Source organism: Chryseobacterium sp. CBSDS_008 (assembly GCF_049959325.1).
In the GTDB taxonomy this organism is placed as follows: Bacteria; Bacteroidota; Bacteroidia; order Flavobacteriales; family Weeksellaceae; genus Chryseobacterium.
Genome location: NZ_CP188202.1, coordinates 3,461,973 through 3,484,562 on the forward strand (window position 1 = coordinate 3,461,973; position 22,590 = coordinate 3,484,562).

The following is a 22,590-nucleotide window of genomic DNA, read 5'->3' on the forward strand; positions in this document are numbered from 1 at the left end:
ACAATATTAAATGCATACCATTTTACCCTTTTTATTGGCTATGGTTGCAGCCATTGTGCTGCTGAATATGTGGGCTGCTAAGTTAAAAATTGCCTACCCTATTTTACTTGTTGTATTCGGGCTCCTCGTTAGCTTTGTGCCAGGATTGCCTGTGGTAAAGATTAATCCTGACCTTATCTTTTTTATTTTTTTACCTCCTCTGCTATTTGAAGCCGCATGGTCTATTTCCTTTAAAGAAATGAAAAGATGGTGGCGTATTATTGGAAGTTTTGCCTTTTTGGTTGTCTTTTTCACGGCGCTGGCAGTGGCGGTGGCAGCTAATTATTTTATTCCCGGATTTACCCTTGCACTTGGGTTTTTACTCGGAGGCATTGTATCTCCGCCTGATGCTGTAAGTACCGGAGCGATCATGAAATTTGTAAAAATACCATCCACTACATCCGCTATTCTGGAAGGAGAAAGTTTGTTGAATGATGCCTCTTCATTGATTATATTCCGTTTTGCCCTGATTGCGGTGGGAACCGGCCAATTTGTATGGCAGGAAGCTTCATTAGACTTTTTATGGATGGTGATCGGAGGCATAGGAACCGGCCTTTTACTGGCATGGATTTTTGTACAGGCTCACAAACGGCTTCCTACAGATGCCTCTTCGGATATTGCACTGACACTTATTGAGCCTTACCTGATGTATTGGATTGCAGAACAGTTCCATTGCTCCGGAGTTTTAGCCGTTGTTTGTGGAGGGCTTTATATGTCAGGTAAAAGGATGATATTTTTAAACAGTACCAGCCGCATAAGAGGCTATAGCGTATGGGAAAGCTTTGTTTTTATCCTGAATGGCATCGTATTCTTAATTATAGGCCTTGAGCTACCTGAAATTGTTGGCGGACTGCGGTGGGAAGGAATTCCTTTGAGTACAGCCATTCAATATGGAGTATTGGTGACCGCTATTTTGATTGCTGCCAGAATCATAAGTTCGTACGCCGCAATGCTGGCTACTTTGATTTTTCGTCCAAGTGTAGCACCCCGCACCTCTTCCACAAGAAGAAGTCTGCTGCTGCCCCTGATGCTTGGATGGACGGGAATGAGAGGTGTTGTTTCATTAGCTGCGGCACTGGCCATTCCGATTACCCTTGAAAACGGACTTCCTTTCCCAACAGAAACCTTATCCTGTTCATTACGTTCGTTGTACTTCTGCTTACATTACTTGTACAGGGGCTTACATTGCCTTACCTGATAAAGTACGGACATATATTCGATGATTTTACGGATGAAGAGAAAGACAAACAAGCCCGGGAAGAAATAAAGCACAAACTGAAACAGCATGTTTATCATTTTCTTAAAAACAAGCATGATAGTGAACTGAACAGTCATGCCGGATTGGAAAAAATGCTGAAACACTGGGAAGAAAAAATACAGGCCAATGATGCAGAATGGATGAATGAAAAGACAAAAGATATCTTTTTTGAAATGCTGGAAAGCCAGAGACAATTTCTTTCAGAGCTCAATAAAGATATATCCGTGAATGAAGAGATTATCCGTCATCAGCTTTATCAGATTGACCTTGAGGAAGAACGTTTGAGAATGATTTAATCTGCATCAGGATAATGTTTTTTGAAAACAAAAGTAAAATGCTAATGCGACAAAAGATGTCGTATTTGAAAATTTTATATGTTTGTTTTTCAGATTGTTAAATATGATGTTAATTATAGTCTAAAAGGTTATTTTATTCTTTAAAAACTATAATTTTGCATAGATATTTACTATACAATTGTCATGTACGCTCTGGTAGATTGTAACAATTTTTTTGTTTCGTGTGAAAGGACTTTGGATCCTGATCTTGAAGGCAAACCCGTTGTGGTTCTTTCCAACAACGATGGGTGCGTTGTGTCCAGAAGTAAAGAAGCAAAAGACCTGGGAATTCCTATGGCAGCTCCTGCATTCAAGTACAAAGAGCTTTTTCAGAAACATGATGTTAAAAGTTTTTCCGCAAAATTCGAACTCTATAATTATAAAAGCCAGCAGGTCATCAATATTGCCAAATCCTATGTTCTGGATCATGAAGTCTACAGTATCGATGAGCTTTTCCTTGATTTAACGGGATTCAAATACATTGATATTTACACATATTGTCTTAAAATCAAAAAAGAGATTGATGAGAAAGAAAATATTCCGGTAAGTATAGGAATTGCTCCTACCAAAACCTTATGTAAGGTAGCCAACAGAATCGTAAAAGAATTTCCGGATAATTTTAAAGGAGTGTATATCATGGATACTCCTGAAAAAATTGAAAAAGCTTTGAAATGGCTCAACATAGGAGATGTATGGGGAATAGGAAGAAGGCTCGCCGCCAAAATGAATGACAGTGGTGTATATAAAGCCTGGGATCTTCTTCAGAAACCTGAAATGTGGGTCAGGAAAGTAATGGGAATTCATGGAGTAAGAATGATCAATGAGCTGAAGGGAATCCGTCAGCTGGAACTGGATGCGCCTTCGCCCAAAAAATCCATAGCCGTTACCCGAAGTTTCATGCAGATGCTTACCAATAAAGAAGAAGTAAGAGAAAGGGTAGAAACTTTTGGAATGTATTGCTCAGAAAGGCTGAGAAAGCAGAATACCTGCTGCAAAATGATTACTGTTTTTGTACAGACCAACCGTTTTAGAAAAGATCTTCCCGAGTACAAAAATGCAATGACCAGGATTCTTTCTAATCCTACCAATTCGTCGATCTTAATCGGAAGAGTAGTGAATGAACTTTTTGAGGCCGTTTACAGAGATGGCTTTCACTATAAAAGGGCAGGGGTCATGGTGAATGATTTTGTTCCCGAAGATCAGAGACAGATTGGCCTTTTTGAGGAAGATATTCAAAACCAGCATCTTCCCGTGATGAAAGCCATGGACGCCATGAACCGAAAATATGGAAAGGATAAAGTGCGTCTCGGAAGCATGAGCGGGGAAAATACATTTGGCCGTGCACAACTATCCCCCGAATATGAAGCCTTCCTGAAAAAGAATACATTGCCGGAAGCGAACTTTAGGTTCCATTGAGACTAAAATTTTTTCTTTGAAAAAACAAAAATTCTTCAAAAATTTCCAATAAAATAGCATATGAGTTTTATTTAAATAGTAAAATTCCGTATTTTGATAATGTAAAGTTATATGTTATTTTGTTGTTAATCAGTATTTTATGTGTTTTCGGGTAAATAGAGCTATTGTATAAGACGTGCTTTTACATGTATCTTTGGCCAAGAATTGTACACGATTTAAAAACCACAAATTACATGAAAAATCAAAGTATTTTGATGAAGGGGATCCTGATTCCTCTGTGCTTTACCATAAGCTACTCAAAAGCTCAAGTAGGTATTAATACCTCAAATCCCCAAACCACTTTTCATGTGGATGGGGCAAAAGATAATCCCTCATCCGGAGTTCCATCTTCTGCACAAATTGCCAATGATGTTGCCATCACTTCTGCCGGAGAAATAGGAATCGGGACCCTAACGCCAGCCGTTAAGATAGATACACGTTCAGTAGCAAATACAGACAACTCTATCGGAATAGGAGAGACAAGTCAGACCGCCTCAGCGGCGGGTGGAGGTGCAGTGAGATATAACCCGCTGAATGGAGGTAAGTTGCAGTATTCAGACGGTGTGGTATGGCAGGACCTTATTTCTTCCCCTACCAAAGCCGTAGTAGTAGCCAATCTTCAGGAAGCGAACTTTGCGGTTAAAATTCCCTATCAGGTTTCTACAGGTATTGCAGGATGGACGGAAGTTTCTGATCCCACAGGAAATTTTACTCCCGGAACAGGCGTTTTTACAGCCCCAAGAACCGGAGTGTATCTTGTTTCTTTTACGTATGATTTTGTAAGAATCCCGATAGTTTCGGGCTATTTTTCAGAAGCAAGATATGTTGTAAACGGAAGCAATGCCGTAAAAAAATGCGTAAAATCTTATTCAAATATTTCAAAACAGGCACAGGTAGCAGGCTCTTGCGTAGCCGGAGTTCAGCTGAATAAAGGCGATACTCTGCAGCCCTATATCTACCAGTCGGTTTATAACGGCAGCCTGAGCCTGAGAACAGATACATCTTCTGCAAGCAATGAATATGGCTTTGTAAATCTTTCTATTGTAGAACAATAACACATTCTGATATGCGAAAAAAATTAGGACTGGCTTTACTCATTTGCTTTGGCATAGGGGTAAAAGCCCAGGTAGGAATCAATATGTCTTCTCCGGAAGGAACAGTACACATTGACAGCCAGAAAAATACAAATGTTTCAATACCTTCCGGGTATTATGATGACGTAGTGATTACCCCTTCAGGAAATGTAGGGGTAGGAACAAAATCTCCGAAAATAAGGCTGGATCTCAGATCAGGCGAACGTTTAAATGCAATGGGAATCGGAGGGACCTCACAATCTGCTTCTGCAGCAAAGGCCGGAGCGATGAGGTATAATTCCGGAACTCAGGATTTAAGTTTTTCTAACGGAACGGCCTGGGTAGTATTGGCTCATAAGGCGGCCAATGATTTTGTGGATGCCGAAAATGCTTCCATACAAAGTTTCAGTAACGGGATTCCGACTACTGTTACCGGCTGGACTAAAAAAACCGATGTAAATAGCAGTTTTAATGCAGGTACAGGAACTTTTACCGCTTCAAAAACGGGAGTATATATCGCGTCCTTTACCTTTTCACTGGCTTCCGGAAGTATTGCGGACGATTCAAGATATGAAACATTAATTCAAACCAATTCTACCTCTTCTGCAACCGGTAAGGTTTTCAAATGTGTAGGAAGCTATCCTGGAAATAATACGATCGGAAACCGCGTTGCAGGGAACTGCTCCGGAATTTTTAACCTGAACCAGGGAGATAATATTACCGTAAGCCTGAATCAAAAACTGGGAAGTTCAAAAACACTGGACACGGATTCTACACTTACTTCTTTAAGTATTTTCGGATTATAAAAAAATAAATGATGAAAAAGAATTGTTTACTGATTTTAATGACTTTAAGCTTCCAATATGCATTTTCACAGGTTGGAATCAATACCCCAAACCCACAGGGCATTCTGCATATTGATGGGCAAAAAGATAATCCTTCATCAGGATCTACATTTACTCCGGCTCAGCAGAGCAATGATATTATTGTGAGCAGTTCGGGAAAAGTAGGCGTGGGAACTCTCAATCCGGCGGTAAAGGTGGATGCCAGAAATTCCGGAAACGGAGCGATCGGCTTTGGAGCTTCCACACTTACAGCGGTTGTGGCAGATGAAGGTGCAGTACGCTATAACAGTGGAGTGGAATATTCCAACGGAAATGAATGGCTTCCTTTGCTGACGGCGCAGCCGGTTAGCAATAAAGTAATTGTTATTGCGGCTAAAACGACGAATAACGTAAAGCTGGCAACTCCTTCTACACCAACTATAACCGCAGGTTTGCAGAACAGAGCCAGTAATTATCTTGTAGACTGGAGCAAGACCTTTGAAAGTAATTCCGGGACGAGCTTCAATGCCGCTACAGGAATCTTTACAGCCCCCAGGAACGGAATGTATGTTGCTACTTTCACTACGGATCTGGCTCCGTTGGCTATTAATTATACTGCTGATCCTCTAAATCCTATTCAGATAGAAGCGATCTGGCAGCTTTATGATAATACAACAGGATTGGCTGCTACCAATATTGTCAACACCGTAAAATGTGCCAATACGATGTCCTCAAACAGTGTAGGAAATATTGATGCAGGAAGTAACTGCACGGCTTCGTTCTATATGACGGCAGGGCAGAGGCTGATGCCTTATATCTGGTTTAATTTAAATAATTCAAATGTTGCGAATTTTTCGCTTAATAATACGGGAGGTTATAATAATCTGACCATAGCAGAACAGTAATCAGGAGATCTCATCAAGGGTTTTAATAAAGGCAGACGGATGCAGTCCTGTGATCTTCTTGAACTCAAGAGAAAAAGCACTGTGAGATGAATATCCTGTGATTTCAGCAAGGTGATTGATCTTATACTTTCTGTATTGAGGTTCGTTTTTCAGCTGATTGACAATATAATTGATCCTCAGATGATTAATGTATTGATTGAAATTAAATTTTTTATGTTTCTTAATAACTGTTGAAAGGTACTTGGTGTTGATATTCAGGGTGTTTGCGAGATTGTACCGTGAAATGTTTTTGTTGTTAAATTCAAGGCTCTCCTCAAATATTTTTAATCCGTTTAAAATATGTTCCTCTACTTCAGACGAAATTTTTATTTCTGCCGGAGTAGAGGCATTTTTTGTCTGAATATCTTCAGAAGCTTCCTGTGGATCTTCCTCATACACAACAGGAGAAATCCCTTCTCTGTAAATTTTGGCAACCGCTTCTTTATGTTTTTTACGGAGACGGATGGTATTGAAAATCGCCGCTCCTAAAACAGTCATCAAAGCAAGGCATGCTATAATAAGTCCTTTTGAAATGCTGTAGCTTTCTGTGAGTTGCTGATGAAAGTTCTCCTCTTTTTTTGATAATGTTGTGTTAACGGCCATGGCCTTGTTGTAGGCGATGCTGTCTTTTAATTTGAGATTCTCAAGCTTATATTTCTCGGTATTGGGGCGGTCGTGAAGCTGGGTATAGGCTTCTTCAAGATTTTTGGTAACCTCAATTTTTTTTTCATTAAAACCATACTGATCTGTAATGGCCAGAGATTTCCGGTAATACAGGACTGCACTGTCCGGCTTATTCTGTTTGGAAAACGAAAATCCGATATCATTAAGAATGTTGGCCCGAAGATAATAATTGTTTTCTCCTACCAATGAAAGAGCGTTTACAAAATAATATTTGGCTTCCTTGAATTTTTTTACCTCAGATAAATTGTATCCCATATTGGTATAAGCGGAAATCAGCAGTTCATTCCGTCTGGCTGCATTGTTAAGCTTCTGAAATTCCTGAATTGCACTTTTAGAATAGTACTCTTTCTCTTTATACTGGTCCTTATTGAGAAGGATTAAAAAAGAATTAAAGATCATTCCTTTCAGCTCATGTCCCTCTTCCGTATTATTATTTTTTACTTCCGTCAGAGCATTTCGAAGGCTTGTGGAAGATTCCTTAAGCAGTCCGAGTTTTGCATATTGAGTTCCCTGCATTCTGTACGCCAGTGCCTTCCCAATGCTGTAATTGCTTTGAGTAGATATTTTCAGTGCTTTATCAGCAAAATCAAGGCTCTTTTCAGCATCCGATTTCAAATAGCTGTTGAAAGACTTTAAATAATAAGCCTTTGCAAGAAATTCCGGGAGATTCCTTTTCTGAGCAGAATCTATAATCTTATTCAGAACAATTTCTGAGCTGTCCGGATTTTTTGATGAAAGCGTTCGGGCATACTTATACTGCCACTCAAAATCAAATGTCTGAGCAAATGTAAAAATTGAAATAATAAGGAAGAAAAAGAGAATATTTTTTTTCTTCATTGTGTGTGTTTTTATTTTTTCTGGTATTTCCAGTTCCGGCCTTTACCTTCGGCTATCCATTCCAAAGATTGGAACAATCTTTTATTTCGGGTAGTTTCTGTTTTGGCTTCTGTAACCCATGCAATATACTCTTTTCTGAAAGAAGGTGACGCTTTTTCAAAAATTTCTTTTGCTTTTGGCCGGGCATTTAATGCTGACTGAAAATAATCCGGAACTTCCATTTCTACTTTGGATGGAGGAGCCTTTTTCATAGTAAATCCCATGTCTGTAAGTTCCATGGCTTCTTGGATAGCGATTTTCAGCTGAGCCCGGGATGGAAGATCTTCAATGCAGGTTATTTTTCCTAAACTGAATAGTGAATTTTTTTCGGCTGTTGTTTCTATTTCCTGTAAAGTTTTCATTTCCTGATGAAGCCAGAATCCCAGGCTGCAATACTGCTTGAAAGCGGTGATAGAACACAGGATTTTCCCTTTATACATAAAAGTTGGGAATTTCCATTTGATAGCTTCTTCTGCATCGGGGCATGTTTCATGAATGATTTCACGGAGATATTGTAAGATCGGTTGTGCAAAACCCGGAGATTTTTCAAGGTATTCATCAACTTTTACGCTGTATTTTTCCATAGTATTTATTGGAATAATTGTACAATTTCATTAACAAGGAATTTTACCTGGTCAGGTCTTCCTCTGTCATTTTTAGGGTTGTTAAAATAGCTTCCGGTTTTTACAATAACGATATTGTGTTCGGGAACCATAATTATATATTGTCCCTGCAATCCCAGGAAATAATAATGTTTGATCGGGTTGTCATGATTGATCCAAAGTCCCATTCCATAAATGTTTTCAGACTTTTCTGTAGGAGTTCTCATCTGCTCAATAAATTCTGCATTGAGGATCTGCAGATCCCCTGCTTTTCCGTCATCCAGAAATAACTGTCCCAGCTTGGCAAAATCTCTTGCATTGGAATGAATACAGCAATAGGTTTTTTCCATGCCGTAATCGTCCGTGCTCCATTTAGCATTCTGTTCCATTCCCAGAGGAACCCAGAATTTCTCTGATAAATAGCTTGCCAACGGTTTATCCAGTGCTTTTCGGAGTGCAAAACCAAGAAGTTGTGTAGAACCGCTTTGATATTCGAACCTGATTCCCGGTTCTTCTTTAAATTTTCTCGAAAACACAGCTTTTACAAGGCTTTTTCCATAATAAGCTCTGGCATTGGGAAGAAACGGATTATTGTAATTTTCATCCCAGTCCAGTCCGGCTTCCATTTGGGCTAAGTTTTTAAGAGTAACCTGATTTCCGAAAGATTTATTTTTAAATTCAGGATAAAAATCAGAAAGCCTTTCATCAATAGTCGGAATAACGCCTTCTTCCAGCGCTTTTCCCAATAGCATGACTGTTACTGCTTTTGCCATCGAAAAAGAATTGGTCTGTGAAAGCTGATTATAGCCGTCCCAATACTGCTCATGAAGAATCTTCCCATTTCTGATCACTACAAAAGCGGCTGTTTTGGAGTGTTTTAAGTTTTCAACAAAATGTTTAGGTAATTCCTTTTTATTGTAGTCCGGATCTTCTTCCCAGAGTAGGGGTTCTTCTGTCGCAATAGGATTACTTGGGAAAAGATTTCCATCATCAATATGTGCGCTTGATCTTCCTTTAAGATAGGTTTTGGAAATACCACTAAATAAATAATCATATCCCAGAAAATAAGCTGCTGCAGCACCTGCTACAGCTCCGCCTATCATATACTTTAGTATTCTCATTTTTTCATGAATGGGTCTTTAACAAATTTAGAATAATTTGGCTATAAAAATTAAAATCAATCATCAAATACATTATTTTTGCTCTTATTGATGAAAACTATGACCAGAAAATTAATTGTATTAGGGTATTTACTATTGTCGATGATGGCAATAGCACAGATTTATAAACCGATAGATACTGCAGATTATACACAGAGAAAGGCATTTTTAAAGAATTTTGAAGGGAATAATGAGGAAGCTGTAAAGAGGTTAAAGGCCCGGTATTCCGGGAAAACAGGTTCAGAATTATCCAAAATTTATAAAGAATTCGGAACTGAATTTGAAAAGCAGGTGAAGAATAAGGATTTTATCTTTAAATCTGAATTTGAAGCCAGTATACAGTCTATGATTCAGCGTCTTAAAAAGAATAATCCTAAAATACCTCAGGACCTGAAAATTCTGATTGCCAAGGACAATACTCCCAATGCCTATTGCCTTGCTGACGGCACTTTTGTAATTAATATGGGTCTTTACAGCTGGCTGCACAATGAAGAGCAGATTGCTGCTGTAATTTCTCATGAGCTGGGACACAAACTAGAAGAACATTCCCTGAAAACTTTTTTAAAAATTATTGAACAGGATAAGCAGGATAAAGTTCTGGTTCAAGGTATAAAATCAACAACAGAAAGCAGAAGTCAGAGCCGGAATCAGAAGGCTTTTGACATTTTTAAAAATACGGTCTATAAAAAAGGAGTAGAAAGAAGACAAAGTGAAATGCAGGCAGACTCTCTGGGCTATGTTATTTTCAAAAACAGTGATTTCAGGAAAACGGAATTCGTAAATGCTCTTCAAAGACTGCAGGATTTTGATACCATTTCACCCAGGGAGCTGAAGGTGGAGACTTATAAAAAGCTCTTTAATCTTCCCAAGCAGGCTTTCAATGAAAAGTGGATGAAAAAGGAAGATTTCTCTCTGTACAATTATAATTTCTACAAAGAAAAACTGAATATAGATTCTCTGGCGTCACATCCTGAAGTATCCAGAAGGATTGAAATGCTCAAAAAGACTTTTGCAGAGCTTAAAACACCAGCTGTTCCTGAAAAACCTTCGGATCTGTTTGTAACATTAAAGAAAACAGCCAGAATGGAAATTCTGCCCAACTATTTTCATTCAGAGGATTATGGCCTGGGAATTTATACGGCCATGCAGTTTTTGCAGGATGATGAGGAAGAAAAGTATTATAAAAGCTGGTTGGGAAGATGCTTCTCTAAAATATATGAAGCGAGAAAAAACTATAACCTGAACCGGTATCTGGATAGAATAGAACCCAAAAATCAAAGTGAAAGCTACCAGCAGTTCCTGAATTTTATGTGGAACTTAAGCCTTGATGAAATAAAAAATATTGCAGACTTTTATCAGGCAAATGAAACTATAGCAAAGGTAAACTGATCTTGATATAAATAGTTAAAACATCAATAGAAACGGGCTTTAGCCCGTTTTTGAAATAATATAAAATTCCACTGGCTTTAGCCAAAACTTAAAATAAAAAGAGGCTGTCTCAAAAATCAAATAATTTGGCTTTTGTCATTCTGGCGAAGGAGGAATCTCATTGATAACCAGAAGTATGAGATTCTTTATTACACTTCTGAACTGCGTTCGCAGACTTCAGTCTGTATTCAGAATGACACTTTTGAGACAGGCTCTTCCTTTTTAGTAATTTAATTTCTCCAAACGGATCTTATTGAATTTTTCTTTCTCATTATACTCCCGAAGCAAAATATAGCCTTCTTTTCCCACATACGGAGTCACGGCATAATTGTCTTTTTCAGAAATAGGAATAATCTCCTGTTTGAATTTTCCATCAATAATAGTATTGATAAACAGGTTCCATCTTTTCTGTTTGGTGACTTCATCTTTTTGATAATCGCGGTAGAAAAATACCACGTCTTTTCCACCGTTGAGGTACTGTGAGAACAGATAATCACTGTTTACCCATTTTGATTTTTCTTTTTCAAAAACCTGTACATTTTTCACTTTGAAATCTTTATCGGTATAGATATACACAAGATCAGTAGTCTTCGGAGCGTTATATTGACCTGCCGGTTTATATTTTTCTGATAAAATACCGACACTTCCGTCGTTCATGAAGTACATATCTTTGGTCTGAAGCATATAACCGCTTTCTACCATACCGTATTTATTGACTTTTGGAAGAAAAGCAGCGATATTGGGCTCATAATTGATGACTTTGGTATCTACTGAAAAATCAGATTTGTTGAGGATCATTCTGGCAAATCCTACCGATTCCAAGTTGTCATAATTTCTTCCCAGCAGAACCACTTTATCATCAAAGGTTTTATCATTGTCAATCTTTCTGTAATTAGAATAGAAGGATTCAATATTGTCTATTGTATCATCAGATAATCCGGTAACCGGTTTGTTGGACTTTTCTTTTCCGGTTTTCATATCAAGAACCATGAGACTGAATGTTTTCTGTTTGTCACTCACTCTTTTCATGATGCAGTACATATAATTCTCGTCTCGTTCCAGCACAGATAAAATTGTGTAAGACTTTTTGCTTCCATCCGTGTTGTATTTATATCTCCATACCTCTTTTTTGTTTTCATCAAATTTCATAAGGCTGTTGCTGTTTTCGTACTTTCCGTAATCTTTGTATTCAACAGCAAAATAACCTCCTTCTTTCAGTTCTCCTACGGCAGAAATGTAGTTATAGCCTTTCTCTTTTTTCTCATCACGGTTTTCCTTACGCTGTTCTTTCCAGCTTTTCGGCTCGTTGATCTCTTTGAAAGTACCGTCTTCCAGATAGTCATAATATATTTTTCTGGTAATAGAATTTGTTTTCGGATTAATCACCATAGAAACAGGTGTGAATACCTCTTTGCTTTTTACGAGGGAATAATCTATCATAGAAGGTTTTAGAATAATCTGTCCTTTAAAATCAACATATCCTAAATAGGATGCTGCTGTGATATCTCCTTCAAACTCTTTATTGGCAACAGGGTTGAGGTTTTTATCCAGTATAACGTATTCAAACTTTTTGGTTTTATCACCGGATTTTCCGTAAGAATATAGAGAAACGTAACCGTAAAGATTGTCTTTGTCATCGAATAGGGCATTCATTCCCACATGGTCCCCGGCAGCCAGTGTTGTCAAATCCTGGGTTTGGGAAAATACAAATGTCTGGAGCAGTCCAAACATGATCAGCGTTATTTTTTTCATGGTTAAAATTTGAGGGATAAAAGTAATAAATTAACGCATATGTTGCTAAAAATAAAAAAAGCCCTGAAACCAGGGCTTTTCAACTATATTTTAGAAAGTAAATTTCTGAAGTTCGTTTTCTCATCAATGATCCTTCTCAACTCTGAAACAGGAACTCTTTCCTGCTGCATCGTGTCTCTGTCTCTGATGGTTACGGTATGGTCCGTTAAAGAATCGTGATCAACCGTGATACAGTAAGGAGTACCGATGGCATCCTGTCTTCTGTACCGTTTTCCGATGGCATCTTTCTCCTCATAGAATAAGTTGAAATCATATTTCAGATCATTGAAGATCTTTTCTGCATATTCTGCTAAACCGTCTTTCTTCATCAATGGAAGAATAGCGGCTTTAATTGGCGCTAATGCCGGAGGTAAAGATAAAACTGTTCTTTCAGAACCATCTTCCAATACTTCGTCTCTTAAACAGTGTGAGAATATAGAAAGGAATAATCTGTCTAAACCTACTGAAGTTTCCACTACATAAGGAACATAGTTTTCGTTTCTTTCAGGATCAAAGAACTGAAGCTTTCTTCCTGAAAATTCTTCATGCGCTTTTAAGTCGAAATCCGTTCTTGAGTGAATACCTTCCAATTCTTTAAATCCAAATGGGAAATTAAATTCAATATCAGCCGCAGCATTTGCATAGTGAGCCAGTTTCTCATGATCATGGAATCTGTAGTTCTCGTCTCCCAAACCTAAAGCTAAGTGCCAGTTCAGACGTTTTTGTTTCCACTGCTCGTAGAATTCAAGTTCTGTTCCCGGAGCTACAAAAAACTGCATTTCCATCTGTTCGAATTCACGCATTCTGAAAATAAACTGTCTTGCAACAATCTCGTTTCTGAACGCCTTACCAATCTGTGCAATACCGAAAGGAAGCTTATGACGCGAAGTTTTCTGTACATTCAGGAAGTTAACGAAGATACCCTGAGCGGTTTCAGGTCTCAGATAAAGATCCATTGCGCTGTCAGCAGAAGCTCCCAGCTTTGTTCCGAACATCAGGTTGAACTGTCTTACCTCTGTCCAGTTTTTAGAACCTGTATCAGGATCTGCAATTTCAAGCTCTTCAATCAACGCTTTTACATCAGCAAGGTCTTCATTTTCCAGAGATTTTGCCAGTCTTGAAAGAATAGCCTCTCTTTTTGCTCTGTATTCCAGAATCTTTGGATTCGTAGCTACAAACTGATCTTTATCGAAAGCATCACCGAATCTTTTCGCTGCCTTTTCGATTTCTTTGTTCTCTTTATCTTCAATTTTAGCACAATAGTCTTCCACCAAAACGTCTGCTCTGAAACGCTTCTTAGAATCTTTATTATCAATCAATGGATCGTTGAAAGCGTCTACGTGGCCTGATGCCTTCCATGTCGTTGGGTGCATTAGGATCGCCGAATCAATACCCACAATATTCTCGTTAAGCTGTACCATCGCTTTCCACCAATATTGTTTGATATTATTTTTAAGTTCGGCACCGTTCTGTCCATAATCATAAACAGCGGATAAACCATCATAGATCTCACTCGATGGGAAAATAAAACCATATTCTTTAGCGTGAGAAATCACTTTCTTGAAAACATCTTCTTGCTTTGCCATAATTTTTTTACGTCTGAAATGCAAAAATAGCAATTTGGATCCAAAATCATGAGATTCAATAAAAAAAGCAGTTAATAAACAGACAAATATTGACAATTTAATTTTTCAGGAGCCGGGAACCCGCTCTCCGTTGCAATTCCTCGCTCGGCGGCTCTGCTTCGCTCCGCCGCCTCACTGCGGGATTTTCTCTTAGATCGGGGCTATTGATAAACGAATTTGTAAAGCCTAACAGGTTTTCAAAACCTGTTAGGTTATGGCAGCATATAATATCAATCGAAAATTTCTACTTTTGTACCATGTTAGAAATTCTTTATCGCGACGAGCATATTATTGCCATCAACAAACCCAGCGGATTATTAGTTCATAAATCTTTCTATGCGGGAGAGGCTGATACTTATGCTATTCAGGAGCTGAAGAAACAGATCGGCCAAAAAGTGTTTCCTGTACATCGGTTAGACCGAAAAACTTCGGGTGTTCTGCTGTTTACCTTAGATAAAGATACCCTTAGAGTCATGAGCGAACAGTTTGCATCACGAGAAGTGGAGAAGAAATATCTGGCTGTCCTTCGTGGCTGGGCAAAAGAAGAAGAAACGATTGATTATGATTTAGTCAATGAAAATGAAGTGAAGCAAAATGCAGTTACGTACTACCGCCGTTTGCAGACATCGGAAATAGATTTGCCTTTTTTAAAGCATCAGACTTCAAGATATTGTTTGGTAGAAGCTATTCCCGAAACGGGAAGATTTCATCAGTTGAGAAAGCATTTTAAACATATTCTGCATCCTATTTTAGGCTGCCGAAAGCACGGCTGTAATAAACAGAATAAATTGTGGCTTCAAACTTTTGAGATCAGTAAAATGACGCTTCACGCCCATCAATTGATTTTCAACCATCCTGTTTCTAATGAACGAATTACAATAAATGCAACTATAGATGAAGAGTTCAAAAGAGTAGGAGATCTCCTGAAACTAGATCTGAGTGCGTACTCTTAATTAAAAATAAGCTATCAAATCTACTAATCTCACTCCATTCAGCAGGTAATGGTTTTTTAACGCAATGTTCGCAAAGTTTAACTAACACATGATTTTTATTTCCGATCACTGAGGCACTTCGTTCAGCAAAGACTGATAGTGCGTACTTCACTTAATAAAAAACCTTTGCGAACGAAAATGTTTTCAGAATTGTCATCTTTCTTTGCGATTGTAGCATTAAATAGCTACTCGGTTGCGGCATAGACAGATCGTAGCTATTGTTTAATGTTCACAAAGTTTATTGAAAAATGGTTTCTTTCCGTTCGCAGGGGCACTTCGTTCAGCAAAGACTCATAGCGCACACTTCGCCTAATGAAAAGCCTTTGAGAACGAAAATGTTTTCAGAATTGTCATCTTTCTTTGCGATTGTAGCATTAAAATAGCTTACTCGTTTGCGGCATAGACAGATCGTAGCTATTGTTTAATGTTCACAAAGTTTATTGAAAAATGGTTTCTTTCCGGTTGCAAGGGCATTTCGTTCAGCAAAGACTCATAGCGCGTACTTCGCTTAGTGAAACGCCCTTGCGAACAAAAATTTTTTCAGGATTTTCATAATTCTTAGCGATCATAGCGTTAAAATAGCTTTCTCGTTTCCAACTTATAGATACTATATATCAAACATTTTGATAAAATATCACAGGGTAATTAAAGATTAATTTTAAAATGAGTAATTTTGTAAAACTTTTTTTCAATGTACAAATCGCTCATTCGTCCGATTCTTTTCAATTTCGATCCTGAAGATGTTCATCACTTTACATTTTCAATGCTTAAGAATTTTGGATTTCTCACTCAATTATTTTTTCCGAAACCTATTGAAGACAAACGTCTGGAAAGAGAAGTTTTTGGATTAAAATTTAAAAATCCAGTAGGACTGGCTGCCGGTTTTGATAAAAATGCTGTTTTGTTTAATGAATTGGGAGATCTTGGTTTTGGATTTGTAGAAATCGGAACGGTAACCCCAAGAGCTCAGGCCGGAAATCCTAAGAAAAGATTGTTCCGTCTCATTGAAGACGGCGGAATCATCAACAGAATGGGATTCAACAATGATGGTCTTGAAGCAGCTATTGAAAAACTGAAATCCAATAAAGGAAAAATAATCATCGGTGGAAACATTGGAAAAAATACAGATACAAGCCTGGAAAACTATACCCAGGATTACCTGGATTGTTTCGAAGGCCTTCATCCTCATGTAGATTACTTTGTACTGAATGTAAGCTGCCCGAATGTAGGAAGCCACGCCAAACTTGAAGATGTAGAATATCTGAGAGAGCTGATTACAGAAGTAAAGAAAATAAACCAGTCAAAATCTGTACAGAAACCTATATTGCTTAAAATTGCTCCCGATCTTAACAACAATCAGTTAGACGAAATCATTGACCTGATTGCAGAAACAAAGATTGATGGTATCGTAGTTTCCAATACTTCTGTCAATAGAGAAGGTCTGAAAACCTCTCCGGAAGTTTTGAAGCAGATAGGAAACGGAGGATTAAGCGGGAAGCCGATCCGTGAGAGAAGTACAAAAATGATCAAATACCTTTCTGAAAAAAGTAACAGAGCATTTCCAATCATTGGGGTGGGAGGAATTCATTCTGCAAAAGATGCTATAGAGAAGCTGGATGCAGGAGCAACATTGGTTCAGCTGTACACAGGATTTATTTATGAAGGTCCGGAACTGATCAACGAAATCAATAAGGAAATTCTGAAAAGAGCAGGCAGATTACCGAGATAGCATGAAGAGAATCTTTACATTTATAGCCTTAGCAATAGGAATTGTAATCATGTTCTTCTTTGATAAAGACGGGGAAAGCAGTAATCTTATGAAATTAATCTTTTTATTGATCTTTTCAGTGCCGCTTGTTAAAATTCTTTTTCCTGAAACAAAGAAACTAGGAATAGGAACAGATGAATTTTATTCTAATCTTTTGAAGAAATTTAAAAGGAAATAATATGCAGTATATAAAAAGAGAGCTTACAGGACTCTCTTTTTTATTTTGACTTTACTACTGATGCATTTTTAATATCTACGGTAAGCATATGGGTAGGAACACTGTCAGACTTCTTTATTTTATATTGTATTGTCTGCCCGTCTCTGGATTTTGTTTTGACAGCATCATAGATGTTTTCAAGGCAGCTTTCTATCAGGAATTCTTCATAATTCTTATAATTCCAGTCTTTCGTGAAATAAAGAACCCTGTAGCCTTTCTCACCTTCACTGGCTCCACATCTCCCACAGGCATTGAGATTTGAAGAATGTTCAAAATAGAGCAATATCCGGTTTCTACTTTCACCGGATGTATAGGAAATCAATTCATTTCCTCCATGCTGATTAATAAAATCAAAAGTATTGATCTTTTTATGATCGGGTAATATCAGATAATTATTGTAGCGGTAAATCATATCATTGCCGGTAAAAAGCTTTGCCGGCTGCGTTTTTTTATCCGGATAAAAATTCCCCCGGATTATATTTTCTTTAGTATCATTTTGATTAAAAATAATATATTCTTTGGGAACTAATGATTGTGCTGTTTCATTTGCTTTTTCTACGCTTTGTGGCGATGTGATTCGTTCTTTTAATATTTTTGAATTCTTTTTTTGCTTAGTACCATAGTTGTATAATGACAATTTGCCGTAATCATAAACTCCTGTAACCGTAATTTTCTTCTGATACTTATCATAATAATACCATCCGTCTACAAAATACTGATAAAGGCTACAGTCAGCAATTCCTGCAAAATGAAGCTGCATAGTAATGGGAACGCCCGCAATTTCTCCTTTGAAAATTTGGGAAGAATCTGTTACCTTCTTTAATTCAACCTTCTGGCAGAGAAAAAATGAGAGGGAAAAGAAAAAGAATACAGTGAAAATTTTTTTCATGGCTGAGCGATCGTGGTTTTAGTTCTTTAAATGAAAAAGTGAGCGATGGTGTAGATAATCAGTCCGACCAGCCCTCCAACCAGCGTTCCGTTGACCCGGATAAACTGAAGATCTTTTCCTACTTCCAGCTCCAGCTTTTCACTCAGTTCTTTCCCTTGCCAGTTCCCAACAGTTGTACTGATGAGGTTCCCGAATTGATGGGTGTTTTTCAGAATATATTTATAAGCCGTCACCCGAACCCAATGATCAATTTTGTTCTGAAGGTTTTCGTCGGTCTTTAAATTTTGAGCAAACTCATTCAGGTTTTTAGAAAGATAGTTTTTCAATGAAGAATTTTCTTCCTGAAGTTCTTTCATCAGCGTTTTTTTAATGGAAACCCATATATCATTGGAATATTCATCCAGTTTATCATTTTTCAGAAGTCCGTTTTTAATGGTTTTAAATTCCTCATCCCATTTCGGATCTTCTTTCAGATCAACAGAGAATTCATGAATTTTCTGGGTAATCAATCCTCTTACTTCATGCTCGGGGTTTTCTTCTATTTCTTTAAAAAAATCAGAAAGTCCGTCAGCAATTTTATCGGCAATTTTAGTGTCTACAAATGATGGAATGAAAGAATAGCTTCCTTTTTTTACCCGTTCCTGAATCATTGCATCGTTTTCAATGATGTATTCTTTGATCTGTTTAGAAAGATTGGTGATAATTCTCTGGTGGTCATTTTTTTCAAGAATATAGCCAATTCCGTTTCCAACCACTTTATTAAGCTTAATATCATCCGTCATTTCAGCAACCTTCTTACTGATAAACTGGCTTACCGTAGAATCATCAAGCCTATTAAGAATATCAAGAACAATATCTGAAAGGTTTTTAATCAGAATCTCCTGGCTCTTTTCCTTCCCCAGCCATTCCCCTACAAAATTAGAAACTTTAAGTTTTTGGATATAAGGACGGATATTCTGAGGAGAAAGGAAATTGCCCACCACAAAGCTCCCAAGATTGTCTCCCAGTCTCTGTTTACTGTTCTCAATCAGATTGGTATGGGGAATAGGAAGTCCCAGAGGATGACGGAATAATGCGGTTACTGCAAACCAGTCAGCAAGTGCCCCTACCATAGCAGCCTCAGCAAATGCCCGTACATAGCCGATCCAATGAGAGTTATCAGACTTCTGTAAAATAGTGGTAACAATGAAAATAATAGCCATCAGTACAAATAATCCTGTGGCAAATGCTTTATATTTTCTGAGTTGTTTTCTTTTTGCTTCGTCATTCATATTCTCAAATTTACTAAATTTGGTTATGAAACCGTTTAATCTTAATAAAAGCTTTTAAACCTCAAAATTGTTGCGGTTAAAGAATGAAATTTACGATGAAATTTTTAGTTTCAGTCACCTTATTATTTTTTCTGCAGGCATGTACGCAGAAATACGAACCTCTTAAAACCCCTCCTATGGAAAATACAGAAGCAAAAAACAATCCATACTATTCCAGAACAGATACTACAAAACTCAATGTTTCCAATGATGAATGGAAAAAAATCCTTGCACCGGATTTATATGCAATTGCCAGAGAAGCTGCAACAGAAAGAGCTTTTACAGGAAAATATAACGAATTTGATGAGATAGGAGAGTATTATTGTGCGGTGTGCGGAAACCATCTGTTCCGTTCTACATCAAAATTTTCCAGCAGCTGTGGCTGGCCAAGTTTCTTTGAAGCGGATAAAGAAGGAGTCTATTATGTAAGAGATCAGTCTTATGGGATGGACCGTGTAGAGGTGCTCTGCAAAAGATGTGATTCCCATCTGGGACATGTTTTCGATGATGGCCCGAAACCTACAGGGCTGAGATATTGTATGAATTCTGTGAGCCTGAAATTTGTTCCGGATTCGCAAAAATAAGTGCTTTATTTCACAGAATCAGGACGTTAAAGTTTCTTAAATAGCGTTAAACTTTTTAGAGTTATACCCCCTTGGTAATTATGTTTTTATAATTTTGCCCCACTAATTTGGATTTATATAGTATTGGATGAAAGGATTTTATAGCGTATTAGGCCTTGTTTACATGGTGACGACTTCATTCTACATTTCCCCAAGAGTAGCGGCGAAAAGTGAGAATGTAACAACAACGAAAACTGAAAAAGTAGCTGAAACGAAATCTGAGAAGAACACAACAGCTGTGTCTTCATCAGAAGCACTGTACCAATCTATTGCATTTGACCCTGAACATGAACTGAACTATGAAGTGTTCTCAAAAGCATTGACTGGCTATGAAAATTTAAAAAAAGCAGGATTGCTTACCCAGGATTCGCACTTATTGACTATCTGCGATTTTTCTATGTCTTCTAACACAAAAAGACTTTGGATCATTGACCTGGAAGAGAAGAAAGTTTTGTTTAACTCATTGGTGGCACACGGAAAAAATACAGGCGAAGAATTTGCGACGAATTTTTCTAACAAGGAAAGTTCGCTGCAGAGCAGTCTGGGATTTTATATCACGGATGCAACATATCAGGGTGATAACGGATACTCTCTTAAATTATTGGGAATGGATAAGGGCTTTAATGATGCTGCATACAGAAGAGCAATTGTAATGCATGGTGCGGATTATGTGAGTGATGCATTTGCTTCGATGCACAAAAGAATTGGAAGAAGCTGGGGATGCCCTGCCGTCCCAAGAGAACTGACGCAGTCTATAATCAATACGATTAAAGGAAAAAACTGTCTGTTCATCTATTATCCTGATCAGAATTATCTTTCTTCCTCAGAATGGTTGAAAGCATAAAGAAAAAAAGAGCAGTCAGATTTGGCTGCTCTTTTTCTTTTAAAATAGTCCTGCAATTCGAAAATAACAATTACATTTATATAACCCTTTTACCCTTAAAGTAATAGAATGATGAATGGACAAGATGAAAATCACAAAAATATAAGTGTAGCTCTGGAAATGTCTACACGATTCATTTCAGCCATAAGACTGATTAATAATCCTGATGGCTCATGTACTTTTGAGAAAGGTAAAATGCCCACTCTTAAACATATCAATGCAAAGGGTTTCTGGATAAGTAATGAAACGGAAGAATGGGAAAAAAATAGCCATCCGGCACCCAGAAGGCAATATGTTATTACGATCAAAGGCAATATAAGATTTAAAGTAACAGATGGTACTACGTTTATTATTAAACCAGGAATCATCCTTTTAGCTGAAGATCTTAAAGGTATGGGGCACAGTTGGGATATAGTGAAAGGTAAAAAATGGGAGAGGCTTTATATCCCGATTTCAGAACATGAGGATGACTTTTTCATTCCTGATGCGGATTTTATATAATAATTAAGATAAGATATGAAAATCCCTGCATGATTTCCATACAGGGATTTTTCAATTATTTTAATTCAAATTATATGAATTTCTTGAAAATTAAAGTCGCATTGTGTCCTCCAAATCCAAAAGCATTACTTAAAGCATAGGTAATATCTTTTTCTTTCGCTTCTCCAAATACAATATTGATATCCTGCGGAATATTCTCATCAATAGAATGAAGATTAATTGTTGGCGGAATAATTCCGTTTTGAATCGCTTTAATAGAAAGAATGGCTTCCACAGCTCCCGCAGCTCCTAACAGGTGGCCGGTCATAGATTTTGTAGCACTGATGTCAAGATTCTTACTTCCTTTAAATAATTTATTAATTCCGTTCAGCTCAACCAGATCCCCAAGAGGAGTAGAGGTGGCATGAGGATTAATATAATCAATATCATCCACATTGATCCCCGCTTCGTTAAGAGCCAGCTGCATTGCTTTGATTGCTCCAACACCGTCAGGATGAGGTGCCGTCATGTGATAGGCATCCGCTGTCATTGCTGCACCTACCAATTCTGCATAGATTTTTGCTCCTCTTGCTTTGGCGTGTTCATATTCTTCCAGAATTAAAGTCCCGGAACCTTCACCCATCACAAAACCATCTCTTTCTGCATCGTAAGGACGGCTGGCGGTTGCAAAATCGTCATTTCTTGTTGACATGGCTTTCATAATGGAAAATCCTCCGATTGAAGCCGGAGAAATTGCCGCTTCAGAACCGCCGCTCACAATTACTTTTGCTTTTCCAAGACGGATATAATTGAATGCATCCATTAATGCCGTATTTCCTGTTGCACAAGCAGAAACAGTGGTATAATTGATCCCCTGAAGACCATATTTCATGGAGATCATTCCCGATGCCATGTTGGCAATAAATTTCGGTACAAAGAAAGGATTGAATCTTGGAGTTCCGTCCCCAGCTGCAAAATTCATGACCTCACTTTCGAATGTCCACATTCCCCCTTGTCCTGTTCCCCAGATGACACCTACATCAAATGGATCCATATTTTCCAGTTCAAGACCGGAATCTTTGAGTGCCTCCGCAGTGGAGTACATGGCATATTGTGAAAATAAATCACTTCTCTTGATTTCATTATGTGTTAAATGAACTTTTGGATCAAAACCTTTAACCTCACAAGCAAAATGAACTTTAAATTTTTCTGTGTCGAAATGAGTAATTTTATTTGCTCCACTCACTCCATTGATACTGTTTTGCCAAAATTCTTCGACATTATTTCCCAAAGGCGTCACTGCGCCAAGACCTGTAATGACAACTCTTTTCATA

General features: G+C 37.8%; 21 protein-coding genes. 13 read left to right on the forward strand and 8 right to left on the reverse strand.

Features of this window, described 5'->3' with window-relative positions; all coding sequences use genetic code 11:
* The first annotated feature begins 10 nt into the window (after nucleotides 1–10).
* The 6 genes from ACP3T3_RS15690 to ACP3T3_RS15715 all read left to right on the forward strand — a co-directional run bounded on the left by ACP3T3_RS15690 (nucleotide 11) and on the right by ACP3T3_RS15715 (nucleotide 5,889).
* On the forward strand, nucleotides 11–1,237 hold the full coding sequence (locus ACP3T3_RS15690) for a cation:proton antiporter (protein WP_426476755.1): 1,227 nt from the start codon (nucleotides 11–13) through the stop codon (nucleotides 1,235–1,237).
* A complete protein-coding gene (locus ACP3T3_RS15695; protein ID WP_426476756.1) occupies nucleotides 1,225–1,593 on the forward strand; it encodes a hypothetical protein in 369 nt (122 codons plus the stop codon). Before ACP3T3_RS15690 ends, ACP3T3_RS15695 begins: the two co-directional genes overlap by 13 nt.
* Nucleotides 1,594–1,776: 183 nt before the next feature.
* Nucleotides 1,777–3,048, forward strand: a complete 1,272-nt coding sequence (locus ACP3T3_RS15700) for a DUF4113 domain-containing protein (protein ID WP_426476757.1) — start codon at nucleotides 1,777–1,779, stop codon at nucleotides 3,046–3,048.
* 233 nt (nucleotides 3,049–3,281) lie between these two features.
* Nucleotides 3,282–4,142 (forward strand): hypothetical protein, encoded by an 861-nt coding sequence (locus ACP3T3_RS15705; protein WP_426476758.1) that lies wholly within the window; start codon nucleotides 3,282–3,284, stop codon nucleotides 4,140–4,142.
* Nucleotides 4,143–4,153: 11 nt separating this feature from the next.
* Nucleotides 4,154–4,966, forward strand: coding sequence for a hypothetical protein (locus ACP3T3_RS15710; protein WP_426476759.1), 813 nt, complete (start codon nucleotides 4,154–4,156; stop codon nucleotides 4,964–4,966).
* 8 nt (nucleotides 4,967–4,974) lie between these two features.
* On the forward strand, nucleotides 4,975–5,889 hold the full coding sequence (locus ACP3T3_RS15715; RefSeq protein WP_426476760.1) for a hypothetical protein: 915 nt from the start codon (nucleotides 4,975–4,977) through the stop codon (nucleotides 5,887–5,889).
* Here ACP3T3_RS15715 and ACP3T3_RS15720 read toward each other — a convergent pair whose 3' ends face one another.
* From ACP3T3_RS15720 to ACP3T3_RS15730, 3 genes are read right to left on the reverse strand one after another with little or no spacing between them, the layout of a single operon-like run.
* Complete coding sequence (locus ACP3T3_RS15720; RefSeq protein WP_426476761.1) at nucleotides 5,890–7,449, reverse strand: helix-turn-helix domain-containing protein; 1,560 nt, start codon at nucleotides 7,447–7,449, stop codon at nucleotides 5,890–5,892.
* Nucleotides 7,450–7,460: 11 nt separating this feature from the next.
* The gene (locus tag ACP3T3_RS15725) at nucleotides 7,461–8,072 is read right to left on the reverse strand and encodes a YdeI/OmpD-associated family protein (RefSeq protein ID WP_426476762.1); all 612 of its coding nucleotides are present in this window, start codon (nucleotides 8,070–8,072) and stop codon (nucleotides 7,461–7,463) included.
* 5 nt (nucleotides 8,073–8,077) lie between these two features.
* Nucleotides 8,078–9,211 (reverse strand): serine hydrolase domain-containing protein, encoded by a 1,134-nt coding sequence (locus ACP3T3_RS15730; RefSeq protein ID WP_426476763.1) that lies wholly within the window; start codon nucleotides 9,209–9,211, stop codon nucleotides 8,078–8,080.
* A 99-nt stretch (nucleotides 9,212–9,310) separates the two neighbouring features.
* Here ACP3T3_RS15730 and ACP3T3_RS15735 point away from each other — a divergent pair, with 99 nt between their 5' ends.
* Nucleotides 9,311–10,639, forward strand: coding sequence for a M48 family metalloprotease (locus ACP3T3_RS15735; protein WP_426476764.1), 1,329 nt, complete (start codon nucleotides 9,311–9,313; stop codon nucleotides 10,637–10,639).
* A gap of 261 nt (nucleotides 10,640–10,900) precedes the next feature.
* Here the strand turns inward: ACP3T3_RS15735 and ACP3T3_RS15740 are convergent, their stop codons facing one another.
* Nucleotides 10,901–12,430 carry a hypothetical protein gene (locus tag ACP3T3_RS15740; protein WP_426476765.1) on the reverse strand — a complete coding sequence of 510 codons (1,530 nt, stop codon included), beginning with the start codon at nucleotides 12,428–12,430 and terminating at the stop codon, nucleotides 10,901–10,903.
* Between the two features lie 83 nt (nucleotides 12,431–12,513).
* Entirely contained in the window at nucleotides 12,514–14,055 is a 1,542-nt protein-coding gene (locus tag ACP3T3_RS15745) for a glycine--tRNA ligase (RefSeq protein WP_426476766.1), read from the reverse strand.
* A 296-nt stretch (nucleotides 14,056–14,351) separates the two neighbouring features.
* Here ACP3T3_RS15745 and ACP3T3_RS15750 point away from each other — a divergent pair, with 296 nt between their 5' ends.
* The 3 genes from ACP3T3_RS15750 (at nucleotide 14,352) to ACP3T3_RS15760 (ending at nucleotide 17,032) form a co-directional block, all read left to right on the forward strand.
* Nucleotides 14,352–15,047 carry a pseudouridine synthase gene (locus tag ACP3T3_RS15750; RefSeq protein ID WP_426476767.1) on the forward strand — a complete coding sequence of 232 codons (696 nt, stop codon included), beginning with the start codon at nucleotides 14,352–14,354 and terminating at the stop codon, nucleotides 15,045–15,047.
* A gap of 730 nt (nucleotides 15,048–15,777) precedes the next feature.
* A complete protein-coding gene (locus ACP3T3_RS15755; protein WP_426476768.1) occupies nucleotides 15,778–16,815 on the forward strand; it encodes a quinone-dependent dihydroorotate dehydrogenase in 1,038 nt (345 codons plus the stop codon).
* Nucleotide 16,816: 1 nt separating this feature from the next.
* The gene (locus tag ACP3T3_RS15760) at nucleotides 16,817–17,032 is read left to right on the forward strand and encodes a hypothetical protein (RefSeq protein WP_426476769.1); all 216 of its coding nucleotides are present in this window, start codon (nucleotides 16,817–16,819) and stop codon (nucleotides 17,030–17,032) included.
* 40 nt (nucleotides 17,033–17,072) lie between these two features.
* On the opposite strand, the gene ACP3T3_RS15765 is transcribed toward ACP3T3_RS15760, so the two are convergent.
* Both ACP3T3_RS15765 and ACP3T3_RS15770 read right to left on the reverse strand, forming a co-directional pair.
* Nucleotides 17,073–17,960, reverse strand: coding sequence for a hypothetical protein (locus ACP3T3_RS15765; RefSeq protein WP_426476770.1), 888 nt, complete (start codon nucleotides 17,958–17,960; stop codon nucleotides 17,073–17,075).
* Between the two features lie 26 nt (nucleotides 17,961–17,986).
* Nucleotides 17,987–19,231 (reverse strand): DUF445 domain-containing protein, encoded by a 1,245-nt coding sequence (locus ACP3T3_RS15770; protein ID WP_426476771.1) that lies wholly within the window; start codon nucleotides 19,229–19,231, stop codon nucleotides 17,987–17,989.
* A gap of 176 nt (nucleotides 19,232–19,407) precedes the next feature.
* On the opposite strand from ACP3T3_RS15770, the gene msrB reads away from it, so the two are divergent.
* From msrB to ACP3T3_RS15785, 3 genes are all read left to right on the forward strand, one after another.
* Nucleotides 19,408–19,854 (forward strand): peptide-methionine (R)-S-oxide reductase MsrB, encoded by a 447-nt coding sequence (msrB, locus tag ACP3T3_RS15775; RefSeq protein ID WP_426476772.1) that lies wholly within the window; start codon nucleotides 19,408–19,410, stop codon nucleotides 19,852–19,854.
* A 127-nt stretch (nucleotides 19,855–19,981) separates the two neighbouring features.
* A complete protein-coding gene (locus tag ACP3T3_RS15780; protein ID WP_426476773.1) occupies nucleotides 19,982–20,737 on the forward strand; it encodes a murein L,D-transpeptidase catalytic domain family protein in 756 nt (251 codons plus the stop codon).
* A 108-nt stretch (nucleotides 20,738–20,845) separates the two neighbouring features.
* A complete protein-coding gene (locus ACP3T3_RS15785; RefSeq protein ID WP_426476774.1) occupies nucleotides 20,846–21,277 on the forward strand; it encodes a hypothetical protein in 432 nt (143 codons plus the stop codon).
* A gap of 70 nt (nucleotides 21,278–21,347) precedes the next feature.
* On the opposite strand, the gene fabF is transcribed toward ACP3T3_RS15785, so the two are convergent.
* Complete coding sequence (fabF, locus tag ACP3T3_RS15790) at nucleotides 21,348–22,589, reverse strand: beta-ketoacyl-ACP synthase II (protein WP_426476775.1); 1,242 nt, start codon at nucleotides 22,587–22,589, stop codon at nucleotides 21,348–21,350.
* Nucleotide 22,590: the final 1 nt, after the last annotated feature.

Bases quoted from the DNA above. Each gene is read 5' to 3' on its own strand.
- ACP3T3_RS15760 (WP_426476769.1), top strand. From the start codon at position 16,817: ATGAAGAGAATCTTTACATTTATAGCCTTAGCAATAGGAATTGTAATC.
- ACP3T3_RS15705 (WP_426476758.1), top strand. From the start codon at position 3,282: ATGAAAAATCAAAGTATTTTGATGAAGGGGATCCTGATTCCTCTGTGC.
- ACP3T3_RS15785 (WP_426476774.1), top strand. From the start codon at position 20,846: ATGATGAATGGACAAGATGAAAATCACAAAAATATAAGTGTAGCTCTG.
- ACP3T3_RS15690 (WP_426476755.1), top strand. From the start codon at position 11: ATGCATACCATTTTACCCTTTTTATTGGCTATGGTTGCAGCCATTGTG.
- ACP3T3_RS15725 (WP_426476762.1), bottom strand. From the start codon at position 8,072: ATGGAAAAATACAGCGTAAAAGTTGATGAATACCTTGAAAAATCTCCG.
- ACP3T3_RS15770 (WP_426476771.1), bottom strand. From the start codon at position 19,231: ATGAATGACGAAGCAAAAAGAAAACAACTCAGAAAATATAAAGCATTT.
- ACP3T3_RS15740 (WP_426476765.1), bottom strand. From the start codon at position 12,430: ATGAAAAAAATAACGCTGATCATGTTTGGACTGCTCCAGACATTTGTA.
- ACP3T3_RS15710 (WP_426476759.1), top strand. From the start codon at position 4,154: ATGCGAAAAAAATTAGGACTGGCTTTACTCATTTGCTTTGGCATAGGG.
- ACP3T3_RS15730 (WP_426476763.1), bottom strand. From the start codon at position 9,211: ATGAGAATACTAAAGTATATGATAGGCGGAGCTGTAGCAGGTGCTGCA.
- ACP3T3_RS15720 (WP_426476761.1), bottom strand. From the start codon at position 7,449: ATGAAGAAAAAAAATATTCTCTTTTTCTTCCTTATTATTTCAATTTTT.
- ACP3T3_RS15755 (WP_426476768.1), top strand. From the start codon at position 15,778: ATGTACAAATCGCTCATTCGTCCGATTCTTTTCAATTTCGATCCTGAA.
- ACP3T3_RS15700 (WP_426476757.1), top strand. From the start codon at position 1,777: ATGTACGCTCTGGTAGATTGTAACAATTTTTTTGTTTCGTGTGAAAGG.
- ACP3T3_RS15715 (WP_426476760.1), top strand. From the start codon at position 4,975: ATGATGAAAAAGAATTGTTTACTGATTTTAATGACTTTAAGCTTCCAA.
- msrB (WP_426476772.1), top strand. From the start codon at position 19,408: ATGGAAAATACAGAAGCAAAAAACAATCCATACTATTCCAGAACAGAT.
- ACP3T3_RS15735 (WP_426476764.1), top strand. From the start codon at position 9,311: ATGACCAGAAAATTAATTGTATTAGGGTATTTACTATTGTCGATGATG.
- fabF (WP_426476775.1), bottom strand. From the start codon at position 22,589: ATGAAAAGAGTTGTCATTACAGGTCTTGGCGCAGTGACGCCTTTGGGA.
- ACP3T3_RS15750 (WP_426476767.1), top strand. From the start codon at position 14,352: ATGTTAGAAATTCTTTATCGCGACGAGCATATTATTGCCATCAACAAA.
- ACP3T3_RS15780 (WP_426476773.1), top strand. From the start codon at position 19,982: ATGAAAGGATTTTATAGCGTATTAGGCCTTGTTTACATGGTGACGACT.
- ACP3T3_RS15745 (WP_426476766.1), bottom strand. From the start codon at position 14,055: ATGGCAAAGCAAGAAGATGTTTTCAAGAAAGTGATTTCTCACGCTAAA.
- ACP3T3_RS15765 (WP_426476770.1), bottom strand. From the start codon at position 17,960: ATGAAAAAAATTTTCACTGTATTCTTTTTCTTTTCCCTCTCATTTTTT.